The organism is Chryseobacterium viscerum, assembly GCF_002899945.2.
Lineage (GTDB): Bacteria > Bacteroidota > Bacteroidia > Flavobacteriales > Weeksellaceae > Chryseobacterium > Chryseobacterium viscerum.
The window spans coordinates 232,482-257,288 of the sequence record NZ_PPEG02000003.1 but is presented as its reverse complement, the minus strand read 5'-3'; the positions used below and the strand labels follow the sequence as shown (position 1 = coordinate 257,288).

The window sequence follows — 24,807 nt, the reverse complement described above, 5'->3', positions numbered from 1 at the left end:
TTTATGAGAAAGATAATCATTGCGGATGACGAACACAAAATATTAATGTCGCTGGAATACAGCTTTAAGAAAAATGGCTATGACGTCTATATTGCCCGAGACGGAACAGAAGTACTCGATTTTCTGAAAACGATGGTTCCGGACGTGATCCTTCTCGATATCATGATGCCGAATCTTGATGGGTACAGCACTTTGGACCTCATCAAACAGGATGAAAAACTAAAAGATACCAAAGTTCTCTTTCTGAGTGCCAAAAACAATCCCAGAGATATTGAAAAAGGATTGGAAATGGGGGCCGATGCTTACATTACAAAACCCTACTCGATTAAGAAACTGATGCAGCAGATTGAGGAGATGTTTTAAGGGAGAATGAAGAGCCAAGAATCAAGATATAAGATTTCAGGTAACCACTGGTAAAAACGGTTTTTGCTTCGTCTTTGGCTCGCAATTTAGCCTTGACAAGGATAGACAAAAAACCAAACACAAGACTATTGATATGGATACATTATTTAAACAAAGCATAGAACATAAAGAAGATTTCTGGAAGGAGCAGGCCGGAAAACTCAAATGGTTTGATTTCCCCCAGCAAATCCTTTCAAACGGTGAGAATGATTACCCACAGTGGTTTTCCGATGGAAAGCTCAACATGTGTTATTTATGTATCGACAGGCACATTGAAGAGGGTTTCGGAGATCAGGTGGCCATCATTTATGATTCTCCTGTAACCGATCAAAAGAAAACCTACACCTTCAGTCAGGCGAAAGAGGAAATTGCAAAATTGGCAGGAGGGCTGGCTTCTTTAGGATTACAAAAAGGAGATACGGCAGTTATCTATATGCCTATGATTCCGCAGACTCTTTTTGCCATGTTGGCATGTGCCAGAATCGGGGTTATTCATAATGTGGTTTTTGGAGGCTTTGCTCCTCATGAACTTGTCGTGAGAATTGATGACTGCAAACCAAAAGTTTTAATCACAGCTACCGCAGGAGTGGAAATCGCCAAAAGAATTCCTTATCTCCCGCTGGTGGAAAAAGCGATTGAACTGGCACAGGATAAAGTAGATAATATTATTGTCTACAACAGAAAATTAGTAGATAATCAGGATGAAATGTTCGATGGATTGATTGATTATGAAGAATTGGTTGAAAAATCAGCTCCTGTAGACTGTATTTCTGTGGAATCTACCCATCCGCTCTATCTGCTTTACACATCGGGAACTACCGGAAAACCTAAAGGCATTGTTCGTGATACCGGAGGGTATGCCACTGCATTACAATTCTCCATGACCTATGTTTACGGAGTGGAACCGGGAGAAACCTATTGGGCGGCCTCAGATTTTGGATGGGCAGTTGGCCATAGTTTTTCTGTGTACGGACCATTAATCAACAGAAATACCACTATTATTTTTGAAGGAAAACCTATTATGACTCCTGATGCAGGGACTTTCTGGAGAATCATTTCAGAATATAAAGTTTCAGTAATGTTTACGGCTCCTACTGCTATCAGGGCGATTAAAAAAGAAGACCCAAACGGAGAATTGGTAAAAAAATATGATTTGTCACATTTCAAAAAACAGTTTCTGGCTGGTGAAAGATGCGATGTTGCTACCCTGGACTGGTTTGCAGAGCATATCGGCGTTCCGGCTATAGACCATTGGTGGCAGACAGAATCCGGGTGGCCTATGCTTGGATTACTGACTCATGATGAAAACTACCAAATCAAAAGAGCTTCTGCAGGAAAAACTATTCCTGGATATGACATTAAAATCTTTGATGAAAACGGATTGGAACTGGATCCACATCACGAAGGTTATCTGGTGATCAAACTTCCTCTCCCACCCGGCGCGATGCTTGGAATATGGAAAGATTACGAACGTTTTGAAAACAGCTACCTGTCTCAGTACAAAGGGTATTATTTTTCAGGAGACGGCGCTATACAGGATGAAGACGGCTATATTTTCATTACAGGAAGAGTGGATGATGTGATCAATGTAGCGGGACACAGACTTTCCACTTCTGAGATGGAAGAAATTGTTTCTTCGCATCCGGATGTCGCAGAATGTGCTGTAGTTGGCATTGATGATGACTTAAAAGGACAGGTCCCTTTTGCTGCTGTTGTGTTGAAAAACGGTTCGGCTATTTCTGAAGAAGACATCGAAAAAGATATCATTCAAATGGTCCGCAATAAAATCGGAGCGGTAGCTTTTCTGAAAAACGCAATGGTTGTCAAACGCTTACCTAAAACACGATCCGGAAAGATTTTAAGAAAACTGATCCGAACGTTGCTTGACGGAAAAGATTTCCAGGTTCCCTCAACGATTGATGATGAAAAAATCATTGATGAAATTCAGGAAAAAATCAAGGAATATAGGGCTTAAGCGGGAAATTAAACATAAATTTAAACAATTGTTTAATCCATTATAAAACGTTGAACCATGAAGAGAAATAAAGATAGTAAGGAGGAATAAGTTCATCAAAGATGAATAAGAAGCATCATTAACTAAATAGTTTCAGCTGTGATCTTAAACCACTTAAAAATTAACCGCTTGCGCTTTCAAAAATCAAAAACATAAAAATATTTATCAAAATAAAATCAATAAAAAACGAAAGGGATATGAGAAATTACTTAATAGAAGATTTACCACAATATTTTGAAGATTATAAAAAGTCTATCAAAAATCCTAAAAAATTCTGGGATAAGGTAGCGGATCAAAACTTCGTGTGGTACCAACGATGGAGCAAGGTTGTTAAGTATGATATGAATGAAGCTAAAATTACCTGGTTCAAAAACGCAAAACTAAATATTACTAAAAACTGTATCGACAGACACCTTGCCATAAGAGGAGAGAAAACAGCCATCATCTGGGAACCTAACGATCCAAAGGAAGAAGCACAGCATATTTCTTACCAAGAATTATATACCCGTGTTAATAAAACGGCTAATGTTTTACAGGATATGGGTATTAAAAAGGGAGACAGAGTCTGTATTTACCTTCCCATGATTCCTGAATTGGCTATTACCATGCTTGCCTGTGCAAAGCTGGGGGCAGTGCATTCTGTGATCTTCGCAGGATTCTCAGCTGCAGCAGTCGCTTCAAGGGTAAATGACTGTGAAGCAAAGATGGTGATCACATCAGATGGAAGCTACCGGGGAAATAAGGTTCTTGACCTAAAAAGTATTGTTGATGACGCTTTGGAAAAAACACCAACGGTTGAAAACGTTCTTGTAGTTAAGAGAACCCACAATGAAATTAAGATGAAAGAAGGAAGAGATCACTGGATGGCCGATCTGTATGAGAAAGCTTCTGCTGATTTCGTTACGGTCATTATGGATTCTGAAGATCCGCTTTTCATTCTGTATACTTCCGGATCTACAGGGAAACCAAAAGGAATGCTCCACACTTGTGCCGGCTATATGGTGTATACTGCTTATACATTCAAAAATGTATTTAATTATAAGGAAAATGATATTTATTGGTGTACTGCAGACATCGGATGGATTACGGGACACTCTTACATTCTTTACGGACCTTTATTAAATGGAGCAACTACCGTAATTTTTGAAGGAGTTCCTACTTATCCTGAACCAGACCGTTTCTGGGAAGTGATTGAAAAACATAAAATCACTCAGTTTTATACCGCTCCTACTGCCATTCGTTCTTTAGCAAAAGAAAGTGCGGAATGGGTAGATAAACATGACCTTAGCTCTCTGAAAGTAATTGGTTCTGTAGGAGAACCTATCAACGATGAAGCATGGCATTGGTTCAACGATCATGTTGGAAAGAAAAAATGTCCGATCGTAGACACCTGGTGGCAGACTGAAACGGGAGGAATTATGATTTCACCACTTCCTTTTGTAACTCCAACAAAACCTACTTATGCTACCCTTCCTTTACCCGGTGTACAGCCCGTTTTGATGGATGATAAGCGAAATGAGATTACAGGAAACCAGGTGACCGGAAATCTTTGTATCCGTTTTCCATGGCCGGGAATTGCAAGAACCATCTGGGGCGACCACCAACGATATAAAGAAACGTATTTCACCGCTTTCCCTGGAAAATATTTTACCGGAGATGGGGCTTTGAGAGATGAAGTCGGCTATTACAGAATTACAGGTCGTGTAGACGATGTAATCATTGTTTCGGGGCACAATCTGGGAACCGCTCCTATTGAAGACAGTATCAACCAGCACCCTGCAGTTGCAGAATCCGCTATTGTAGGTTATCCTCATGATATCAAAGGAAATGCGCTTTATGGATACGTCACCCTTAAAGAAACCGGAGAAGGCCGTGATAAAGAGAATCTTAAAAAAGAAATCAACCAGCTGATTGCTGATCAGATAGGACCTATTGCGAAACTGGATAAAATACAGTTTGTATCGGGGCTTCCGAAAACGCGTTCAGGGAAAATCATGCGTAGAATACTGAGAAAAATTGCAGAAGGTGACTTCAGTAATTTTGGAGACATCAGTACTCTGCTCAACCCTGAAATTGTAGAGGAAATCAAAAACGAAAGAATTTAATTAATCATTTTTTTAACCAATAGTGAGCCCTGGAAGTTATTTTCGGGGCTTTTTTGTGGTTTTCTTATTTTAATTTCTGTCGCTTCCCATAGATCATTTTGCATCAGAATAAGACAAATTGAAATCTATATGATAATAATTTAATAATAGGATTTATATCAAATCGAAATCAGTGGAGACCGAATAACTCCATCACTATCAAATAATGATTTATAAATAGCAGAAAATCCCTATATTCAGATTCCTACATTTAGGGTGTATAATGCTTGTATTTATAAGACTTTTAAATAATAAAATGAAAATTTCATGAGAAATATATTTTTCTTCCTCTTATTGGGTCCTCTATTGCTATCCCAAAATTTTAAAATAAAAGATTCTCTTAAAGTTCTTGCCAAAAGTAATTTTAAATCAATGGAAGTTTTTGAAAATAAAAAAGGGGAATTAATTCCTACAAGAAATTATAGCTATGATCAAAGTAAAAATGAGATTACTATAAAAAATACTTCTGATAAAAATAAAGAGTGGATAAAAACAATAATAAAACTTGATAAGAATTATAATACTCTTGAGGAACAAAGAGTTATTGAAGGGATGATGATTTCTGAAAAAGAAAATATTCTTATAAAAAAACAAGTTTCAATAATTACAAAATATTATTTAAACAATAATACTTTGCAGATTGAAAGATTTGATTCAAAAGAAAAACTCTCTGTAAAAGAATTTAATCTTCTTGATGAAAAGGATAGAGTAATTGAAAGTATACAAATGTTAAATATTTCTAATAATATCGTTGTCGCTCAAATAGAAAAATATAATTGGATTAATGATCACAGTTATAAGTATGAGAAGCTAACTTTTAATGCTCCTAAGTCCATTGTAATTGGAACCTACCAATTAAACCAATATGGAGAAGTACAATCATTTAAAGGAAGGATGACTATAAATGGCAATACAGAATTGTATGATTATAATCTTGAGGGAAAACTAAAACAGTTTGACTCTAAAGGAAACTTAGTAAAAGTTTATACATTGGATAATGGAAAAGAAAATATTGTAGAGGAAAGAAAAATAATTTATTAAAAATGGGTAAACAGGTATTTTGTGTAATACACCTCTAGAAATTCTGTTGAACCCAACATTACTCAATTATTAAATTTAAACACCCGTTCAATAATTATTCACAAACATTATTATTTTATATTGAAAACGGAATATTAATTAACAAAATTTATTAACTAAAACACAATGATAATCAGAAAATTATTACTAACTTTAGTCATAACTTTAAAACCAATTAACTATGTCACATATATTAGCTGGACTATTTGATCATCACAGCGACTACAAAAAACTGGAAAGTGATCTGGAGAATTCAGGATTTGAAAACTCAGATTACATTGTATACCTTAATAATGGTTCTAATAATTCCCAATATCTGGCAAGTGTTACCGTAAATGATATCAATCAGATTGATCTTGCCCGGAATGCGTTTATTCAGAATACAGCATTGAAATCATACTTATTTGAAAATATGAATATCAATGAAACGAATTATGATACCATTAAAAAGTATATTGATGCAAGGAACAGAGCTGAAATTCAGAACAGCCCTGAGATTAAAATCAAAACGTCAAGTGACGGTATGAATTCTGAAGTAAAATTCTAATCGATATAAAAATCTAATAGCCGAAGATCCACAGTGCCTACTGCGGATCTTTTATGTTTGAAAAAACTAAAAAATTTCGTATTTTCGTCTTATTATAGGCATGTACACAAATGAGTTACGATTTAGAACAAGAAAATAAAGAGATCCTGGCCAGGTATAAGGACTTGATTTCTAATACATACAGGACGTTAGATGAGGAAAATAATAAACTTATCAGAAAGGCATTCGATATTGCTCTGGACGCCCACAAGGATCAAAGGAGAAAATCTGGCGAACCTTACATCTACCACCCTATTGCTGTTGCTAAAATTGTAGCGACAGAGATTGGTTTGGGTGCTACCTCTATCGCCTGTGCCCTTTTGCATGATGTGATTGAAGATTCCGATTATACCTACGAAGATCTGAAAAAAATATTTGGAGAAAAGATAGCCAATATCGTGAATGGATTGACCAAAATATCCATCATGAATCATCAGAACATCTCTGTACAGTCTGAAAATTACAGAAAACTGTTATTGACATTATCCGAGGATTTCAGGGTTATTCTTATTAAAATTGCGGACCGCCTTCATAATATGAGGACACTGGAAAGCATGGCTCCGGATAAGCAGAAAAAAATTGCCTCTGAAACGGTTTATATCTATGCTCCGATGGCTCACCGTCTCGGATTGTACAACATCAAATCTGAGCTGGAAGATCTTTCCTTAAAATATAACAGCCCGGAAGTATATAATGAGATCACAGAAAAATTGGAACTTGCCAAAGAAAACCGTGAGCGATATATTAACGAGTTTACAAAAGAAGTTTCAACAAGACTTGGGGAAGAAGGCTTAAATTTTAAAATCAAAGGCCGTGCAAAAGCCATCTCTTCCATTTACAGAAAGATGCTGAAACAGGGAGTTTCCTTCGAGGAAGTTTTTGACAACTATGCCATCAGAATTATTTATAAATCCGATGCAAAAAATGAAAAATTTCTGGCCTGGAAGATCTATTCTATTGTTACAGATGTATATCATAGTAACCCATCAAGAATGCGTGACTGGATTACACAACCTCGTTCTACAGGATACGAAAGCTTACACTTAACGGTTTTAGGTCCTGACAGAAAATGGATTGAAGTACAGATCCGTTCAGAACGAATGGATGAAATTGCTGAAAAAGGAGTTGCTGCTCACTATAAATACAAAGAAGGTTACAAACAAAGTTCTGATGACAGAAACTTTGAAAAATGGGTAACAGAGATCCGTGAAGTACTGGAACAACAGCAGAATCTTTCCACTTCAGAGCTTTTGGATAACATTAAGCTTAATTTATACTCCAAGGAAGTATTTGTCTTTACACCAAAAGGAGAAATTAAAATTCTGCCGACCAATGCTACTGCTCTGGATTTTGCTTTCTCGGTCCATTCAGATCTGGGAATGAAGTGTCTGGGTGCTAAAATCAATGGAAAATTGGTTCCTATTTCCTATATCCTTCAAAACGGAGATCAGATAGATATTCTTTCTTCACAGAATCAGAAACCAAAATCTGACTGGCTGGAATTCGTAGTAACATCAAAAGCGAAGTCCAAGATCAAAAGTTATCTGAACTCTCAGAAAAACCAACTGGTAGAGGAAGGAAAAGAAATTTTACAGAGAAAACTTCGTCATGCGAAAATCAATTTTAATGATGAAGAAATTAATAAACTTCAAAAGTTCTTTAATTTAAAATCTTCTCAGGAATTATTCCTTAAATTCCAAAGCAACGAACTGGATGTAAGTAGTTTAAGAAAATACATTGAAAGCAAAAATGTATTTAATAATTTACTTTCAAGATTCAGAAAGTCACCTAGTAAAAATCACCATTTCGAGGAACCTAAAGAGGAAAACCTTGATATGATTGTCTTTGGAAAAGATGAGGAGAAACTTAACTATAGCTATGCAAAATGCTGTACCGTAATTCCAGGAGACAAAATTTTCGGCTTCATCACCATTTCAGACGGAATTAAGGTTCACAGTGATACCTGTCCGAATGCGATCAACCTAAGAGCACAGTATGACTATCGTGTCATTCCTGCCAAATGGGTGAATGCTGAAAGCTTCAAGAACAGAGTGAAAATTGAAATTGAAGGACTTGACAGAATGGGAATGATCAACGACATTACCACTGTCATCAGCGGAAGTATGGGAATGGATATGAAAAGTATGTCTATTGAATCCAACAATGGAGTTTTCACAGGAAATATCAATCTGGAAGTCAAAAATAAAGGTCAGCTGGAAGAGACCTTCAAAAAACTTAAAAATATTAATGGGGTTTCAAGAGTGAGACGACTACAATCATAGACATGAATTTATCTCTTTATTTTAAAAAATTTTTCAACAACAGTCAGTCTTCAGGAATTATTCTTATTTTCTGTGTGCTTATTTCATTACTTATTGCCAACTCCTCTGCTGCAGAAAATTTTCAGCACTTTTTAGACCAAGAAGTGGGTACTCATTTATTTGGGCTGGAATATCCTGTCAGCATCTGGATCAATGACGGATTGATGGCTATTTTCTTTCTTTTGGTAGGCCTTGAAATAAAACGGGAACTTGTAGAAGGAGAACTTTCATCCTTTAAAAATGCTTCGCTGCCTATTTTTGCAGCAGTGGGCGGAATGCTTATTCCGGCGGGAATCTACAGTATTTTCAACACAGGAACAGAATACGGCAATGGCTGGGGAATCCCTATGGCTACAGATATTGCTTTCTCCTTGGCTATCATTTCGATGCTGGGTAAAAAGATCCCTAATTCTATTAAGATATTTTTAGCGGCATTGGCTATTGTAGACGATTTGGGAGCCATTCTTGTGATTGCAATTTTCTATACCGAGCAGATTCACTGGACCTATCTCCTGCTTTCTTTTGGGGTGACTGCCCTATTATTTATTTTAAATTTTTTAAAAGTAACCAAAACTATATTTTACATTATTCCGGGATTATTTTTATGGTATTTCCTTCATCATTCCGGAATTCATGCTACAATAGCAGGTGTTTTACTCGCATTTTCGATTCCTACCAATGCTTCGAATGTAGAAATTTCACCATTGGAAAAACTGGAGCATAAGCTTCACATCCCGGTAAGCTTTCTGATCATGCCCATATTTGCTTTAACGAATACCAATATCACTTTTTCCAGTGAGATGGTAGCAGGAGTTACAAGTACCTTAGGATTGGGAATTATCTGCGGTTTGATATTGGGAAAACTAATTGGCATCAACTTATTCTCTCTGATCGCAATCAAATTAAAGCTTAGTTCCCTGCCTCAAAACAGCAACTGGCTTCAGATGATTGGTGTAGGTCTGCTTGCCGGAATTGGGTTTACCATGTCCATTTTCATCGCATTACTTTCATTTAAAGGTGAAATTGAGATTCAGGACGAAGCGAAATTTGCTATTCTGATCGCTTCATTTATAGCTGCGATTGCAGGATTTATCATATTAAGTATCAGTTCAAAAGAAAATCCCGAACTGGAAGAAAATTAATCTTTCTTCCGGTTTTCAAGTTTTCTATTATGTTCCTCATCACTGTCAAAACTGGGTTCTGTAATCTGCGTGTGATAGTGCATGGTTTCTTTCTGAATCTCATCAGACAGCAATTTTTCAATTCTGAGTTTTCTGATGGCCATATTCAATTCGTTTCCGAATAGAAGCAGATATACATTCACATTCACCCAAACCATCAGCAGAATCATACTGCCGATAGACCCGTAAAGGACGTTATATCGTGCTATATCCTTTACATAAATTGCAAAAATATAAGTCGTAACCACAAACAGCACTGTTGTCAGAATAGCCCCCGGAACCGCCTGTCTGAATCTTGAGATTTTCACAGTTCCCAGCCAGTAAAATAAGGTCAAAAGTATAAAGTAAAAAAGCGGGAAAGAAACGAATCCAATAATTTTGGAAAGGTTGTCTACAAGCCATGTAACATCATAAGCGGGTGTAAAAAGCTTCATCACAACCTCTGCGTAATACACTCCGAAAAGGGTTAAAAAAACGATAGTAATAAAACCTATTGTAATAAAGAATGAAAGAATAAACTCTTTTACATCACTTAATTTTTCATCCGTATTTTCATTAAAACCATTAATCAGGGAAAATGTACCGTTCGTAGCAAAAACAAGCGCCAGTAAAATGGTCAGATTACTGATTCCCTTCATATTCGGAATGATGTTGTTTACGATATACCCTTTTACGTCTCCTTCCATGTTTGAAGGGAAAACATTATGCAGCAGTACATCAAAAATATAGAACTGCAGCTCATCATAAAGCGGCATATAAGGAAGAACCGAAAGCAGGAACAGAAGAAACGGAAATAAACTGATGGTAAAGCTCCACGAAATAGCAGCAGCCTTTCTTCCTATTTTTCCTTTAAAAATACCTGAGATATAGATCTGAAACATCTGCCAAAGCGATATTCCCAAAACAGGAATATGAATGCCGTCAAAAAACTCTTGAATCTTCAAAATAAAATTAGGAACCTTTACACTCATCGATCTGTTTGTCTTTATACAAATGTAGGGGAATTAAATTAAATAGGGAAAAGATTGGGGTGATAGGTGGCAGGAATTAGGTGTTAGGTGGCAGGGATTAGAGAGTTTGAGAGTGTAAGGGTTTGAGTTTAACATTGTGAGTAACTCGCACCATAAAAAAAACCAGCAACAAAAGAACCTCGCAACCCGAAACTCGTAACAAATTCACCACGAAACCCTATCTTTGCCGTCTGAAACTTCTTACAATGCGAATCAGTTTACTTTGTATCGGTAAAACAGACGATAAGGAAATCACGTCTTTAATTAATTATTATCTCAACCGATTACCCAAACACTGGAATTTTGAAATTAATGAAATTCCGGATGTTAAAAATGCCAAAAACCTATCTCCTGACCTTCTTAAAAAAGAAGAAGCCAAATTATTTTTAAACCATATCGATAAAAACGATCTGGTAGTCATTCTTGATGAAAAGGGAAAACAATTTACCAGCCGTGAGTTTTCACAGAAAATTGATACCTGGATGAATTCTTCCGTGAAAAAAGTACACATCCTGATAGGAGGAGCTTATGGATTTTCGGAAGAAATTTACAGCAGAGCCAATGAAAAAATGTCTTTATCCAAAATGACTTTTACGCATCAGATGATCCGCCTGTTTATTGTAGAACAGCTTTACCGTGCAGATCAGATCTTGCAAGGCAAGCCTTATCATAACGATTAAACCCTTCTTTTTCAGAAGGGTTTTTATTGCTGTGGGCTTTACGGCCTATTTTCTATTTAAAAAATAAAGAATCATTTTTTATTTCAGATTGATCTGCCTTTTTGCTTCGCCTATGACAAAAGCAACAGAATTGGCGATATTAAAGCTTCGGATCAGTTTCGACATAGGAATGGTCAAATGATTCTCAAAACGGTCTAAAACGTCTTTACTCAGCCCTACACTCTCCTTTCCGAAAACCAACCAGTCTCCATCCTGAAAATCGGTTTCCAAATATGATTTTTCAGCATGTGAACTCATTAAAAAAACACGGGATAGATCAGGAATATTTTTAATCCATTCTTCAACATCTGCATATTCAGAAACATCAAGATGTACCCAATAATCCAATCCGGAACGCTTTAGGTTTTTATCATTAATAATAAATCCAAAAGGGTGAATCAAATGTAATTTACTTTCTGTTCCTACACATAATCTTCCGATATTTCCTGTATTATTGGGTATTTCGGGCTCTACAAGGACAATATTCAACATCTCTATCTCTTTATTCGTTTTTTTAAGTTACACCAGGTCTTGGTATTTTAGTATGATTTATCTAAATGATTTGGAATGGAAAAATGGCAGCTTATTTCTTTGCACATTTAGCATAAGAATCTGTCAACACCGCTTTTTCATACCCCAAGGCTACTGCTTTATTCAAATTTTCGCAGGCTTCTTTAAGTTTGGAAGTGTCTAACAAAATCATGGCTTTGCTCACATAAGATTGCGCAAATTTCGGATCTATCGAAATGGCTTTATTGGCATCGGTAAGGGCTTCCTTATATTTTTTCATTTTAAAATATACATCTGCACGTCCATTGTAAAGTAAGGATTCCGGTTTCTCTGCAAGAAGTGTATTATAATCTTTCAAAGCTCCGTCAAGGTCGCCATTATTTTTTTTCAGATTGGCCAGTCCGGTTTTTGCAAAAATATTATCGGGAGCAAAAGTGAGAATCTGATTTAAATCTTTGATGGCAAGATCCTTTTTCCCCTGGCTGTCATAGATTTTGGAACGGGTAAGATATAAATCCGGAGTTTCAGCATTCACCTGAAGTCCTTTTTCTATATATTCCAGTGCTTTCACCTTATTTCCTTTCTGGCTGTAAAGTGATGACAGGTTTACATACACAGAAACCGACATGGGATTTGCTTTTAAAGCATAGTCATAGGATTTAAAAGCCTGAGTAGTCTTTCCAAGTCTTCGCTGAGCGGTCCCGAGATAATCGTAATATTCTGACTGAAATTTCTGGATCTGCTCTTTCTCTGCCAGTTTTAAATACTGCTCTTCGGCACATTTATAATCAGCCTTTGCAAAACATTCTTCCGCCAGTTTTTTATTCTGGGCGTAAAAATTGAGAGATAAACAGAGGGAAGTTACTAGTAATACAATTTTTTTCATGAGGTTATAGATTGTTTATTGATCACTTTCTTGGCGAGTGCACCAAATATCACTCCCAATAAAGATCCAACAAACGCCCCCACCAAAATATCTATCGGGAAATGCACTCCTAAATATATACGGCTGTAGGAAACCACTATAGCCCATACAAATATAGCATATGGAAACCATTTAAGTTTATTTTTTAATAAAATACTTAAAAAGGCAGCTAAAAAGAAGGTATTGGAAGCATGTGCAGAATAAAACCCAAACTGTCCACCGCATTTCACAATTCTCATGTGATGTTCCAAAGTGGGGTCATGACAGGGTCTCAGCCTTGCCACACCATATTTGAAAACACTTGCCAACTGGTCAGAAACCGTTGCACCAATGGCCAAAAATATAAGGATAAAAACTAATGATCTTAGTTTATGATTTTTGTATAAAAAATAGAGAAATATAATATAAAGAGGTACCCAGATCCAGGTACTTGAAATCAGCATCCAAAATTGGTCGAAAGATGAATCGCCCAAATTATTAAGGTAAAGAAATACCTTTTTATCTTCCTGAATAATCTCTTCCATACCTTATCTGCTTACAGGTCCCTCATAGGTCTCATCATCTGCAGGCTTCGGTTTCGGAGGTTCATTAGAAGCAAGAGAACCCGGTTCTGTAAGAATATCTTTCTTGATATCATTCATAGGGTTGAAATCTTTTGCAGCATCTTTTACTTTCTCAATTTCACGTTTGATTTCAGAAACAGGGTTATCTGTTTCCTTCATGATTTCAGTTTTGATATCTTCTACTGCTCCACGCATTTTTCTAACGCCTGCACCTAAGTCACGCGCAATCTGAGGAAGTTTATCCGGTCCGAATAATACAACGATTGCAATGGCAATGAGTGCCATTTCTCCAATGCTTAATTCCATTCGGTAAAATTACGAAAGATTATTACATTTATTTACTGTAAACAAAAAATTTAAACAAATTTTAAGATTTTATAAAAGTTGTATGAGTTGAAGAGTTTATTTGTTGCGAGTTTATTTTAATTCGGGGTAAATATTGCAGGTTTATTTTGTTGTGAGTTTCTGGTTTCGAGTTGCGAGGTATGAATTGCAGGTTGTTTTTATTCCTTGTCACTCACAACCTTAAACTTTAAACCCTGAACTTTAAACTCTAAAACCCTCAAACCATCCCACTCTCAAACTCACCCCCTAATCCCTGCTACCTAATATCTGCTACCTATCACCTATTAATTAACAAATACTTAATTCAAAACAATGAGAGTTACGCAATAATTCTGTATATTTATGATACACAATCCATTAAATATTTATTATGAAAAAACTATTGACTACTTTTAAAGTTGTCGCTGTATTATCGGTATTGGCACTCCACAGCTGCCGTAACGAAGACAGCGAAATGAATCAACAGGAAACGGCTCAGGCCAGGGTAACCGCAGATGATCTGAAAAAGAAAATTACTCCTCTCCCATCACAGGTTCTCCCGGATGCAGTGCAACTTCAGCTAAATGAATCCGGAAAAAATCTTGAGATCTATTTGAAAAATGACTTACAGATTGACAAAGTGACTGTCCTGGGAAAAATTTTAACCCCAAAAGGTATTGAGCTTTCTAAAAGTCTGATTGCCGATAAAGACCAGTACGTGGCATCCGGGAACATTATGGATCCATCTTCTGTAAAGATTGGGAAGATTGGTGATCTATACAGCGGTGACGACCTTACAACAGCACAGCAGGGATTAAAAGAAGCCATCACCGAAGAAGTGAAATCCGGCACCAATGTGATGGAAGTAACCTGGAACAGCAAAAACGGAAAATTTACCACGGTATGTTTTTACAATGATTCAGGAATTATCTGGGATAATATCTTTGGAGGCCTTATCATGATGGATACCCGCGGAAATTCGGAAGCTTCCAACAATAATCCGGCTGCAAAAGTAGTTTCTACATGGTATAAACAATGGTGGACCGCCAACTGGCTATGGGGTTCTAAAAGAGGTGAAGCGGGATATCAGATTACTATTTATTATTCCGGTTCTACGGTTTCCAATGCAGATGTAAGCGACTGGGGATCTATCAGTTTAGGGAAAGCAAAAAGTGAGAGTAAAATCATAAAGAAAACAGGAGCTTACGGGCAATGTCGTTATGCTTTAGGACTTTGCACTCCTACAGGTTCTTTAAGCTTTAACTCCAGCAATTTCTCGGTGTCTTTCTCAGGATTGGGCAGCAATATTGTAAGTAACGGGACAAAATCCCTTTATCCATAATAATTTTCATAAAAATCAGATTTTAAGAGAAACGGGAAGCTCGCTGAGCTTCCCGTTTTTTATTGTCAAAAATTTATATTTCTAAATTTCATCAAGCATCAGCTTTTGATTTCAGGGCTTCTATTGCATTTTCTTTTAACCCAAAAGTATTGAGCAATATTTCATACAGTTGCATTTCATTTTCTATGGATATGGATTCTTTCGCCCCATTATCAGAACGGATATTCAGTACACGATCTGTATAAGTATAACGGACATTCTCATCCACTTTTGAAAGAATCAGTTTGTTCTTAAAATGAGAATCCGGGTGGGTAGACAGATACCAATTGGAAATATCAAGATCAGCAGGTTCCACATGCTCCAATATAAAGCGATATACCGGAAGCCATTGCTCTTTCCACATCCAAAGTGTATAGGTCTCTTCTTTATGGGAAATTTTAAATATCCCATTCGGTGTTTGCTGCTGTCCCTCTTCATCTAAAAGTATAGGTGTCGTAAGGGTTGCTGTACCAAATCCGCAATCTACCACGTATTTTTTCCCTTCAAAATCAACAATAAGCAATAGATGGGTCTGCGCGGCAATGCTGTCTTCCTGTCTTCCCCATACTACCCTTCCCAGCTGAAGCTTTACATTGAATCCTAAATATCGTAACACCTCGCTTAAAAGCAGATTTTGCTCATAGCAATATCCTCCTCGGGAGTCTATAACCAGTTTTTTGAAAATATCATTCAACTCTAAAGAAGGAACTGTTCCTGTATAAGAATCAATATTCTCAAAAGGAATATACTTAGGATGCAGCTGATGAATTTTCCTTAATGTTTCAAGGTTTGTTTCTACTTCTCCGGAGTAATGAATCCGCTCTAAATATTTTTCTATTTTTAACTCATCCATGATATCAACTTTAATAATAACATAAGTTCAATTACAATTTACATAATTTTTGAAACAGAGCCGCAAAAAATAAGGTTAAGATGTAAATTCACCTTAACCTTTTTATTTTGTTTGTTTAATATCTAAAAAGAGAATTATATTTTCTTTTGTTTCTGAAAAGCAGAATAAGTAACCACCACACTAACAGCCATTAAAATAAATGCTAAAAAGAAGGGGGCTCCTGAAAACTTGAAGGGCGCTTCTTCGTGGGTAAAAAAGTAAAATAGATTCGTCATCATCGGAGGTCCGATAATGGATGTAGCACTCATCAAACTCGTTAATGCCCCTTGAAGTTCTCCCTGTTCATTGGAAGGAACGCTTTTCGTAATGACAGATTGCAAAGCCGGACCACAGATTCCTCCTAAACAGTACGGCACCAAAAACACAAACATCATCCATCCTTCAGAAGCAAAAGCAAACAGCAACATTCCTACAGCATAGAAAGCCAATCCGTAATAGATACTTTTCTGTTCTCCCAGCCTTGGTGTCGTATATCTGATAAGACCTCCCTGTACAAGCCCTACCAATAAGCCTACTACTCCTAATGAGATCCCCACCATCCTTTCTGTCCAGTTGAACTTATACATCGTAAAGAAGCTCCAGTTGCTCTGTACCGCATGGCCTGCAATATAAATCAATATTAATGAAAAAATAAGTCCCGAAATTTCAGGATGCTTTCCTAAAAACTTAAATGAGCCTATAGGATTCGCACGTTTCCAGTTAAACTCCCTTCTTTTATCTTTATCCAAACTTTCAGGGAGGATGAAGTATCCGTAAAGGAAATTAAGCAGACACAAGCCCGCAGCAGCATAGAAAGGCACTCTGGCACCATAATGTCCAAGAACCCCGCCCAGAACCGGACCTATAATAAATCCGAGCCCAAAAGCCGCTCCTATCAATCCGAAATTTTTAGCTCTGTCTTCATCCGTGGAAATATCTGCAATATAGGCACTGGCTGTCGTGACACTGGCCCCGGTAATTCCGGCAATGACCCTTCCTAAAAACAGCCACCATATCGTGGGAGCCAATGCAAGGAAAATATAATCTACTGCAAAACCGAAAAGGGAAATCAGGATAATAGGTCTTCGTCCATATTTATCACTCAGATTCCCAACAAGCGGAGAGAATATAAATTGGGTAAATGCGTAGGCAAATCCCAGCCATCCCCCATATTTTGCAGCTTCACTGATGTCTGCATGAATGAGTTCCTCAATCAATTTGGGAACTACAGGAATGATGATTCCCCATCCTGTAATATCGATCAGTAAAGTAATAAATATAAAGCCTATGGCCGCTTTTTTCCTTGAATTTTCCATGATGGTGCAAAATTAATCAAATCTGGAAAATAATGATTCTAAATTTCACTGTATTAAAGAAGTATAACATCAATAATATATAAAATAGGTGAAAACATTTGTGGAGGCATGGCTATGTGGTCGTAAGAGATCAATTTATAACGTAAATGGGATCAATATATAAAGCGGATAAAGAGCATAAAAAAAGCCTTTCTTTCGAAAGGCTTTTACTAATTTATTGTAGTTTGTATTACTTTGAAGCAAGTTCTTCTTTCGAAGAAGTGGTTCTTCCATGAACCTCTTCTTCTTTTCCTGTTTTCAGGAAGTCATAAGCAATTGCAGACGCAATAAAGATGGATGAGTAAGTACCGAATCCAATACCTATTAACATCGCAAACATGAATCCTCTTAAGTTATCACCACCAAAGATGAAAATCGCAAGGATAACCAAAATTGTAGTGAATGAGGTGTTGAATGTTCTACCCAATGTACTTGAGATAGAGTCATCAAATAAACCTGCTAATGTTAAAGATTTTTTCTCTCTCAGGTATTCTCTAATTCTGTCGAAGATAATTACCGTATCGTTGATTGAATACCCCAATACTGTAAGAATCGCAGCAATGAAATCCTGATTGATTTCCATGTTGAACGGCATGTATTTGTGAAGTAATGAATACGTTCCTAAAATAATAACCGCATCGTGGAATAAAGCTGCAACCGCTCCAAGGGAGAACTGCCACTTTCTAAATCTGATCAAGATATAAACAAAGATCATTGCTAATGCAGCTAATACCGCATAGATACCGTGAATCTGGATATCATCAGCAACAGAAGGTCCTACTTTCTCAGAAGAAACAATACCTGCATGGTCTTTATCAGCAGATTTGAAATCTTTCAATGTTGTTCCTGCCGGTAAATTTCCTTTTAATCCTTCAAATAATTTTTGTTCAATAATCTGGTCAGCTTTTAAAGATTCATCCTCGATAAGATAATCCGTAGAAATCTTCAATTGTTTGCTGTTTCCGAAAGTTTTAGCTTCTACAGAAGAGTTTTTACCGTCTTCAGTTTTGAATAAAGCTACTAATTTGTCTTCAACATCTTCAGCTTTTACATCTTTATCAAATCTTACGACGTAGTTTCTACCACCCGTAAAGTCGATACCGTATTTGAAACCGTGAGTTGCGATTGAAACAACACAAATAACGGTAAGAATAGCAGAAACGATGTATGCATATTTTCTCTTTCCAATGAAATCGATCCAGGTATTTCTGAATAAATTCTTCGTAGCCGGCGTCCAAACAGAAAGACCTTTTCCTTTATTTAATCTTGAGAAGATCATTACTCTTGAAAGCAATACCGATGTAAATAATGTCATCAAAATACCGATCATCAACGTCAATGCGAAACCTTTGATAGGCCCTGTTCCGAAAAAGAACAATACAACTGCCGTTAAGAATGTCGTCGTGTGACCATCAATAATCGCATTCAATGCATGTTTGAAACCATCTTTGTAAGCTTCAAGAATACTTTTTCCTGCGAATAATTCTTCTTTAGTTCTTTCATAAATGATAACGTTCGTATCGACGGCGACGGCCATCGTAAGAACGATACCTGCGATACCTGGAAGCGTAAGCGTAAAGTCTCCAGAATCCATGATACCGAAAATATAGAATAAGTTGATCACCATTGCAATTACCGCATAAACACCAGCTCCACCATAGTAGAAAATGATATAAACGATGATAATTCCAAATGCAATCAGGAATGACATTAAACCAGAGTCAATAGCTTCCTGACCTAAAGATGGTCCTACAACGGTAGCCTGAACTACTTTTGCTCCTGCAGGTAATTTACCCGCACCTAGAACGTCTACCAATTCTTTAGCTTCCTCCTGAGAGAAGTTACCAGAAATTTGAGTTCTACCGTTAGGAATAGCGTTTACAACGTTCGGAGCTGTATATACTCTGTTATCAAGAGTTACGGCAACCGGTTTTCCTACGTTTTTCTCTGTTAAAGTTTTCCATTCTTTTGCTCCTTTGGAATCCATCTGCATGTCTACCACTACTCTGCTCAGCTCATCATAGCTGATATTAGCAGTTTCAACAGCACCGTCTACAGGAGCTTTTTGATTGATGTTACCTCTGATGGCATACAATACTAAGCTTTCGCTGTCTGTAGCCTCAGGTTTGTAACCCCACATGAACTGTGTATATTTAATATTAGAAGGACGTAAAGACTGACCTACTTTGCTATTTAAAATTTTGTTTACAACTGCAGTGTCAGATAACTTTACGTTAGCAACACCATTAGTTCTTAATTTGTCAAGCTGTAGAAGGTTCATGAAGTTCACATTCTTTGCAACCCCCATAGAATCTCCTTTTGCAGCAACCATAGTTGTCAAAGTCTGGAAATAAGGTGCAATTTCAGGAACTTGCTGTACTTCCCAGAACTGAAGTTTTGCAGAAGTCTGAAGCATTTTCTTCACTTTATCGATGTCCTTCATACCAGGCATTTCAACAGAAATTCTAGCAGTACCAGGAACTCTCTGAACGTTCGGCTGGATTGCTCCAAGCTTGTCAATTCTCGTTCTGATTACCTCAAAAGCTGTTCCTACAGATGCATCGATTTTTCTTTTAACAATACTTTTCACCTGATCATCAGGTGTGTTGTACTTCACCTCAGTAAGTGTTGTTGTTCCGAAAATATCCGGATCTGCCAACTTAAGGTTGGTACCTTTAGCTTTGTTAACAACATCAAACTGATCGAAGAAATTATCGATGTAAGATCTTGTAGAATTCTTCTGTACTTCATCCGTTTTGTTTAAAGCCTCAATAAGAACAGGATTTGTAGAATAATTGGTTAAATCATTCACAAGATCTCTTTGGTTGATTTCCAAAAGAACGTTGATCCCCCCTTTAAGGTCAAGACCAAGTTTCATTTCCTTGTCTTTGGCTTTAGTGTAATAAAGTTTTGTGAATCCTAGATTCAAAGTATCCTTAGAAAGTTTAGCAATTTCTTTCTGATACTTTTCCGGATTGTCTCCTGCAATAGCAGTTGCCTGCTTTTCAATTTTGCTGGCGTACCATGTTGGTAATAGCTCGTTTAAGCAAATCAACCCTAGTACAATAGCGACAATTGTAATAAGTCCTTTTCCTTGCATTTTGTTATAACTACGTTAAATTAAGTCGGCAAATATAATGATTTTCTTGTATTTTATGAATTTTTAACAACAGAAATGGTTTATTTTCAGATATATTGGTATTCTGATTTCTATTTAAGATTTAACAATTTTTTCCGACTATCCTAATGAAGTCTTCAAATCCGATTGGTATAAAATTTTCATTCATATTTTCAACACACTAAATATCAAAATATTATGAAAAAACTACTTTTTACCCTCAGCATTTTTTCTTCCTTAATCGTTAATTCTCAAAGCATTAATTTGGATGAATTTGTCACAGGATTAACCAGTCCTGTAGAGATCACGAACGCCAATGACAGCCGGCTTTTTGTTGTACAGCAGAACGGTATCATTAAAATTATTCAACCCAACGGGACAATTAACACAACTAATTTTCTGAATATCACTTCAAAAATTGTTTTTGGCGGTGAAAGAGGTCTTTTGGGACTGGCATTTCACCCGCAATACTCTACCAACGGGTATTTTTTTGTGTATTATAACAATCCTTCAGGGAATATTATCGTTGCGAGGTACAGTGTAAGTTCGACAGATCCAAACGTAGCCGATCCCGCTTCCGAAAAAATCCTGCTGAACATTCCCAAGCCATTCGACAATCACAATGGAGGAAGTATTCATTTTGCTCCTGACGGAAAACTCTGGATCATCACCGGAGACGGAGGAAGTGGTGGTGACCCGAATAATAATGCCCAGAATAAAAATATATTATTGGGGAAAATGCTCAGAATTGATGTGGATGCTACCGGTCCCTACAACATCCCTCCAGACAACCCTTTTGCAGGAGCCGGCGTGGACGGTGCTGACGAAATATGGGCGTACGGCCTACGAAACGGCTGGAAATTTTCTTTTGACCTTACCACAGGAAACGCTATGATCGCTGACGTGGGACAGGGAGCCATAGAAGAAATCAACAAAATGCCTATTACTACGGCTGGATTAAACTACGGCTGGCGCTGCTATGAAGGGAATAACGCATACAATACAACAGGATGTGCCGCACAGTCTACGATGACCTTTCCTATTGCGGTATATGACCATTCCGGGGGGAAATGTTCCATCACCGGAGGTTATGTTTATAGAGGAACACAATATCCGTCACTTCAGGGAAAATATTTCTTCGCAGATTACTGTTCTACCCAAATCGGAATTCTGGATAGCAATAATGCTATAACATGGACCTCTCCTTCTTCCGGAAATAACTTTTCTACTTTTGGAGAAGACTATCAAAAAGAATTGTATGTAGCAGCAGTAACCAGTGGAAAAATTTTTAAAATATCCACAGGTACTTTAGGCACTCAGGAAAATACTTTAGGCAGTATCAAAGTGTACCCGAATCCTGCTTCAAAAGAGCTTTTCATTGAGGGGATTAAAGATAAAAAAGCAACGTTGGAAATCATCAGTGCTGAAGGAAGAATCGTATTGGAAAAAGATCAGATCACTAATAGTAAAAGTATTGATATTTCCGGAATCCCTGCCGGAGTCTATTTTATCAATCTAAAATCTGGAAATCTGAAATCCTATAGTCAGAAATTAATTATTAAATAGAGCAACCTACTCGTGGAGATGCTTCCATTTTGCTCAGCATGACAGCTATTCTATTATAAGTGTCATCATATGAGCACTTCAACTAAAATTTTAAAGCCAATAAAAAAGCGGTTCAGATCTGAACCGCTTTTGTTTTATATCGTCATCGAGAAAATCCTCGTTTCCGGTTTATTTCTCAACATTCTCAGGTCAAAAACCATAGCAACATTTCTTGTAAAGGCTCTTCCTGCTTCTGTAATTTTGATTTCAGTTCCGTTGATCTCAACCAATCCGTCATTTTCCATCTCTTTTAGCATTTCTAATGCATTATCAAGCTCCGGGAAAAAATTGTTGACATCGAAGGTAGTTTCAAGCTGACACATAAGGTTCAGAATATGTCTTCTTACAATCAGGTCCTCTTCATTCAGAACGTGTCCTTTTACCACAGGAATTTCACCCTCTTCAACCATTCTCTGATAGTCTTCCACCGTTTTTACATTTTGAGCAAATGCATACCAGGAATCTGAAATAGCAGACATCCCAAGTCCTACCATCAGCTGGGTATTGCTGGAAGTATAGCCCATAAAATTCCTGTGAAGCTTTTTATGGATCAGAGACTGATACAGATCATCGTGCTCAAGAGAAAAGTGATCCATTCCTACCTCAATATATCCTAGATCCTCAAGCAGTTTTTTACCATCTTCATACAAACGGCGTTTTTCTTCCCCACTTGGCAGGTCATTTTCATCAAAACCTCTCTGTCCCACTCCTTTTACCCATGGCACGTGTGCATAAGAATAAAAAGCCAGTCTGTCCGGTTTCAGCTCCATTGTTTTTCTGATCGTGTGTTCCATTGCCTCCCAATTCTGGTGTGGCAATCCGAAAACAAGATCATGGCTGATTCCTCTGTATCCAATTTCCTTCGCCCATTCTGTCACATTTTTCACATTTTCAAAAGGTTGAATTCTATTGATCGCTTTCTGTACTTTAGGATCGTAATCCTGAACACCAAAGCTTACTCTTCTGAAGCCCAGATCATATAAAGTGTGAAGATGTTCCTTCGTCGTATTGTTCGGGTGACCTTCGAAAGAAAATTCGGGGTGTTCTGCAATGTCTACCGTTGAAAAGATTCCTTCCAATAATGTTCTTAGATTCTCAGGAGAAAAAAACGTAGGGGTACCTCCTCCCAGGTGTAATTCTTTCAGTTTGGGTCTTTCTCTGAAAAGATCAAGATACAGTTTCCATTCTTTCAACACACTTTCCAGGTAAGGTATTTCAACACTGTGTTGCTTGGTAATACGCTTATGACAAGCACAGAACGTACACAACGCCTCGCAGAAAGGTAAATGGATATAAATAGAAATCCCCTCCTCAGCATTACTCTCATGAAACGACCTGATTACGCTTTCCTTCCATTTTTCCGGTGAAAATGATGAATCATCCCAATAAGGAACAGTAGGATAAGAAGTGTAACGGGGTCCGGGAATATTATACTTATCTATTAAAGAGTTCATTTTGAAAATTAAAATTTTATACGGGTATGAAATTTAACATAACTGAAATTTCATCCTACAAAATTAACTATTAGTTATGAATTTTAACCTATGAATTATATTAGGTTCTATTTTATAATGAGTCTAAATACGTATGATCAGGCTTTTGACAAATAGTGATAAATTCTATGACTTATATTTAAAATTTTAATTTCATGACGACAATCTTGCCATTTCCTGCAAGAACCACACGGTTACCATCTATCCATTGGCAGACAAAGAATCCTTTTTCATCGGAAATTTTCTTCCATGTTTTCCCAAAATCGGAGGAATAGCTGATGTGCTTGTCTCCTACTGCAATCATCTCTTTCCCTTTCGTCCCAGGCTTTATTTTCACACAGGTTGTATATCCTGCATTCTCTCCAGAAGCTTGAATCTGCCAGGTTTTACCTCCATCATTGGTGGTGGCCATATTATTGACATTCGCATCCTGTTTGGTATAATCTCCTCCTACTGCAATTCCGAAATAGTCATCATAAAAATCAATAGAATACATTCCCTGAGAAGATTCTCCCTGTACAAATGGTGTATTGAAAACTTCAATTTTTTCATCTTTCAGATTCATTCTTAAGATTCTTGAAGCTTTTCCTCCCGTTGCAATCCACAGATATTTTTTAGTTGACGAAATGTTGGTATTACTGGCTGCGAAGGCTGCTTCACCCTCATTCAATGATACATTGTTTTTAAACATACTCCATTTTCCCTCTTTATACACCGCCATTTTCAGCAGATGGTCTTTATCTGCATCGCTGAAAGTGTAAGCAAGCTTATCATTCACAAAGTGCAAAGCATCATAAAAAGCTGTTTTTGCAGTATCTTTAAAAACAACCTGCGACTTCAGATCTTTTTTATCAATTTTAAAAAAACGGGCAGGACTTTCAATATTGATGGCATAAAAAGAAGTTTTATCCTGAGCTAATGTTCTGAACTGAAGTTTGTCTTCGGATAGTTTTATCTGCTTTTGATTTTTATAGTCTTTGAGGTCTACAAAACCGAATTTGGAGTCTGTACCACTGTACCAGACTTTATGATCATACAGCTCCAGTGCTCTGATACTGATTTTCTCAGTAAGAATTGTTTGCAGGCTTTCCACCTGTTGGGAAAACGCTGTAAGTCCTGCGGACAGAAATAAAATGGAAAAAATCTTTTTCATATACTATTTTAAGACAAAAAAAACCGCCGAA

The 24,807-nt window shown here is 37.0% G+C and carries 20 protein-coding genes; 10 read left to right on the top strand and 10 right to left on the bottom strand.

What is annotated here, in order from left to right; genetic code table 11:
• Nucleotides 1-3: 3 nt before the first annotated feature.
• From C1634_RS07715 to nhaA, 7 genes are all read left to right on the top strand, one after another.
• A complete protein-coding gene (locus C1634_RS07715) occupies nucleotides 4-363 on the top strand; it encodes a response regulator transcription factor (protein ID WP_109738172.1) in 360 nt (119 codons plus the stop codon).
• Nucleotides 364-490: 127 nt separating this feature from the next.
• Nucleotides 491-2,377, top strand: a complete 1,887-nt coding sequence (locus C1634_RS07710) for an AMP-binding protein (protein ID WP_109738171.1) — start codon at nucleotides 491-493, stop codon at nucleotides 2,375-2,377.
• A gap of 218 nt (nucleotides 2,378-2,595) precedes the next feature.
• Nucleotides 2,596-4,521, top strand: coding sequence for an acetate--CoA ligase (gene acs, locus C1634_RS07705; protein WP_262509914.1), 1,926 nt, complete (start codon nucleotides 2,596-2,598; stop codon nucleotides 4,519-4,521).
• Nucleotides 4,522-4,827: 306 nt separating this feature from the next.
• Nucleotides 4,828-5,601 (top strand): hypothetical protein, encoded by a 774-nt coding sequence (locus C1634_RS07700; protein ID WP_103232327.1) that lies wholly within the window; start codon nucleotides 4,828-4,830, stop codon nucleotides 5,599-5,601.
• 220 nt (nucleotides 5,602-5,821) lie between these two features.
• Entirely contained in the window at nucleotides 5,822-6,187 is a 366-nt protein-coding gene (locus tag C1634_RS07695) for a hypothetical protein (RefSeq protein WP_103232326.1), read from the top strand.
• A gap of 110 nt (nucleotides 6,188-6,297) precedes the next feature.
• Nucleotides 6,298-8,508, top strand: coding sequence for a RelA/SpoT family protein (locus C1634_RS07690; protein ID WP_109738169.1), 2,211 nt, complete (start codon nucleotides 6,298-6,300; stop codon nucleotides 8,506-8,508).
• Nucleotides 8,509-8,510: 2 nt separating this feature from the next.
• The gene (nhaA, locus tag C1634_RS07685; protein WP_109738168.1) at nucleotides 8,511-9,689 is read left to right on the top strand and encodes a Na+/H+ antiporter NhaA; all 1,179 of its coding nucleotides are present in this window, start codon (nucleotides 8,511-8,513) and stop codon (nucleotides 9,687-9,689) included.
• On the opposite strand, the gene C1634_RS07680 is transcribed toward nhaA, so the two are convergent.
• Entirely contained in the window at nucleotides 9,686-10,699 is a 1,014-nt protein-coding gene (locus C1634_RS07680) for a YihY/virulence factor BrkB family protein (RefSeq protein WP_109738167.1), read from the bottom strand. The two genes, nhaA and C1634_RS07680, sit on opposite strands and share 4 nt — an antisense overlap.
• A 245-nt stretch (nucleotides 10,700-10,944) precedes the next feature.
• Here C1634_RS07680 and rlmH point away from each other — a divergent pair, with 245 nt between their 5' ends.
• Nucleotides 10,945-11,418, top strand: a complete 474-nt coding sequence (gene rlmH, locus C1634_RS07675; protein WP_103234492.1) for a 23S rRNA (pseudouridine(1915)-N(3))-methyltransferase RlmH — start codon at nucleotides 10,945-10,947, stop codon at nucleotides 11,416-11,418.
• 78 nt (nucleotides 11,419-11,496) lie between these two features.
• Here rlmH and C1634_RS07670 read toward each other — a convergent pair whose 3' ends face one another.
• From C1634_RS07670 to C1634_RS07655, 4 genes are all read right to left on the bottom strand, one after another.
• Nucleotides 11,497-11,949: a tRNA (cytidine(34)-2'-O)-methyltransferase gene (locus C1634_RS07670; protein WP_103234493.1), complete on the bottom strand. Its 453-nt coding sequence runs from the start codon at nucleotides 11,947-11,949 to the stop codon at nucleotides 11,497-11,499.
• 91 nt (nucleotides 11,950-12,040) lie between these two features.
• Nucleotides 12,041-12,853 carry a tetratricopeptide repeat protein gene (locus tag C1634_RS07665; RefSeq protein WP_109738166.1) on the bottom strand — a complete coding sequence of 271 codons (813 nt, stop codon included), beginning with the start codon at nucleotides 12,851-12,853 and terminating at the stop codon, nucleotides 12,041-12,043.
• Nucleotides 12,850-13,416 (bottom strand): phosphatase PAP2 family protein, encoded by a 567-nt coding sequence (locus C1634_RS07660; RefSeq protein WP_103234495.1) that lies wholly within the window; start codon nucleotides 13,414-13,416, stop codon nucleotides 12,850-12,852. The genes C1634_RS07665 and C1634_RS07660 overlap by 4 nt, the downstream gene beginning before the upstream one ends.
• 3 nt (nucleotides 13,417-13,419) lie before the next feature.
• Nucleotides 13,420-13,761, bottom strand: a complete 342-nt coding sequence (locus C1634_RS07655; RefSeq protein ID WP_103234496.1) for a Sec-independent protein translocase subunit TatA/TatB — start codon at nucleotides 13,759-13,761, stop codon at nucleotides 13,420-13,422.
• 409 nt (nucleotides 13,762-14,170) lie between these two features.
• On the opposite strand from C1634_RS07655, the gene C1634_RS07650 reads away from it, so the two are divergent.
• Nucleotides 14,171-15,121 carry a hypothetical protein gene (locus tag C1634_RS07650; protein ID WP_109738165.1) on the top strand — a complete coding sequence of 317 codons (951 nt, stop codon included), beginning with the start codon at nucleotides 14,171-14,173 and terminating at the stop codon, nucleotides 15,119-15,121.
• 91 nt (nucleotides 15,122-15,212) lie between these two features.
• Here C1634_RS07650 and C1634_RS07645 read toward each other — a convergent pair whose 3' ends face one another.
• The 3 genes from C1634_RS07645 to secD form a co-directional block, all read right to left on the bottom strand.
• Nucleotides 15,213-16,013 carry an arylamine N-acetyltransferase family protein gene (locus tag C1634_RS07645; RefSeq protein WP_103234498.1) on the bottom strand — a complete coding sequence of 267 codons (801 nt, stop codon included), beginning with the start codon at nucleotides 16,011-16,013 and terminating at the stop codon, nucleotides 15,213-15,215.
• A 134-nt stretch (nucleotides 16,014-16,147) separates the two neighbouring features.
• On the bottom strand, nucleotides 16,148-17,368 hold the full coding sequence (locus tag C1634_RS07640) for a TCR/Tet family MFS transporter (protein WP_103234499.1): 1,221 nt from the start codon (nucleotides 17,366-17,368) through the stop codon (nucleotides 16,148-16,150).
• Between the two features lie 229 nt (nucleotides 17,369-17,597).
• A complete protein-coding gene (gene secD / locus C1634_RS07635) occupies nucleotides 17,598-20,507 on the bottom strand; it encodes a protein translocase subunit SecD (protein ID WP_109738164.1) in 2,910 nt (969 codons plus the stop codon).
• A gap of 216 nt (nucleotides 20,508-20,723) precedes the next feature.
• Between secD and C1634_RS07630 the strand changes: the two genes are divergently transcribed.
• Entirely contained in the window at nucleotides 20,724-22,091 is a 1,368-nt protein-coding gene (locus C1634_RS07630; protein ID WP_109738163.1) for a PQQ-dependent sugar dehydrogenase, read from the top strand.
• 134 nt (nucleotides 22,092-22,225) lie between these two features.
• Here the strand turns inward: C1634_RS07630 and hemN are convergent, their stop codons facing one another.
• Nucleotides 22,226-23,584, bottom strand: coding sequence for an oxygen-independent coproporphyrinogen III oxidase (gene hemN, locus C1634_RS07625; RefSeq protein WP_103233110.1), 1,359 nt, complete (start codon nucleotides 23,582-23,584; stop codon nucleotides 22,226-22,228).
• Between the two features lie 178 nt (nucleotides 23,585-23,762).
• A complete protein-coding gene (locus C1634_RS07620) occupies nucleotides 23,763-24,776 on the bottom strand; it encodes a WD40/YVTN/BNR-like repeat-containing protein (protein ID WP_109738162.1) in 1,014 nt (337 codons plus the stop codon).
• Nucleotides 24,777-24,807: the final 31 nt, after the last annotated feature.

Coding starts and splice junctions, on each gene's coding strand:
- rlmH (WP_103234492.1), top strand. CDS start 10,945: ATGCGAATCAGTTTACTTTGTATCGGTAAAACAGACGATAAGGAAATC.
- C1634_RS07645 (WP_103234498.1), bottom strand. CDS start 16,013: ATGGATGAGTTAAAAATAGAAAAATATTTAGAGCGGATTCATTACTCC.
- C1634_RS07640 (WP_103234499.1), bottom strand. CDS start 17,368: ATGGAAAATTCAAGGAAAAAAGCGGCCATAGGCTTTATATTTATTACT.
- C1634_RS07690 (WP_109738169.1), top strand. CDS start 6,298: ATGAGTTACGATTTAGAACAAGAAAATAAAGAGATCCTGGCCAGGTAT.
- C1634_RS07670 (WP_103234493.1), bottom strand. CDS start 11,949: ATGTTGAATATTGTCCTTGTAGAGCCCGAAATACCCAATAATACAGGA.
- C1634_RS07650 (WP_109738165.1), top strand. CDS start 14,171: ATGAAAAAACTATTGACTACTTTTAAAGTTGTCGCTGTATTATCGGTA.
- C1634_RS07700 (WP_103232327.1), top strand. CDS start 4,828: ATGAGAAATATATTTTTCTTCCTCTTATTGGGTCCTCTATTGCTATCC.
- C1634_RS07655 (WP_103234496.1), bottom strand. CDS start 13,761: ATGGAATTAAGCATTGGAGAAATGGCACTCATTGCCATTGCAATCGTT.
- hemN (WP_103233110.1), bottom strand. CDS start 23,584: ATGAACTCTTTAATAGATAAGTATAATATTCCCGGACCCCGTTACACT.
- C1634_RS07620 (WP_109738162.1), bottom strand. CDS start 24,776: ATGAAAAAGATTTTTTCCATTTTATTTCTGTCCGCAGGACTTACAGCG.
- C1634_RS07715 (WP_109738172.1), top strand. CDS start 4: ATGAGAAAGATAATCATTGCGGATGACGAACACAAAATATTAATGTCG.
- C1634_RS07680 (WP_109738167.1), bottom strand. CDS start 10,699: ATGAGTGTAAAGGTTCCTAATTTTATTTTGAAGATTCAAGAGTTTTTT.
- secD (WP_109738164.1), bottom strand. CDS start 20,507: ATGCAAGGAAAAGGACTTATTACAATTGTCGCTATTGTACTAGGGTTG.
- nhaA (WP_109738168.1), top strand. CDS start 8,511: ATGAATTTATCTCTTTATTTTAAAAAATTTTTCAACAACAGTCAGTCT.
- C1634_RS07630 (WP_109738163.1), top strand. CDS start 20,724: ATGAAAAAACTACTTTTTACCCTCAGCATTTTTTCTTCCTTAATCGTT.
- C1634_RS07695 (WP_103232326.1), top strand. CDS start 5,822: ATGTCACATATATTAGCTGGACTATTTGATCATCACAGCGACTACAAA.
- C1634_RS07665 (WP_109738166.1), bottom strand. CDS start 12,853: ATGAAAAAAATTGTATTACTAGTAACTTCCCTCTGTTTATCTCTCAAT.
- C1634_RS07660 (WP_103234495.1), bottom strand. CDS start 13,416: ATGGAAGAGATTATTCAGGAAGATAAAAAGGTATTTCTTTACCTTAAT.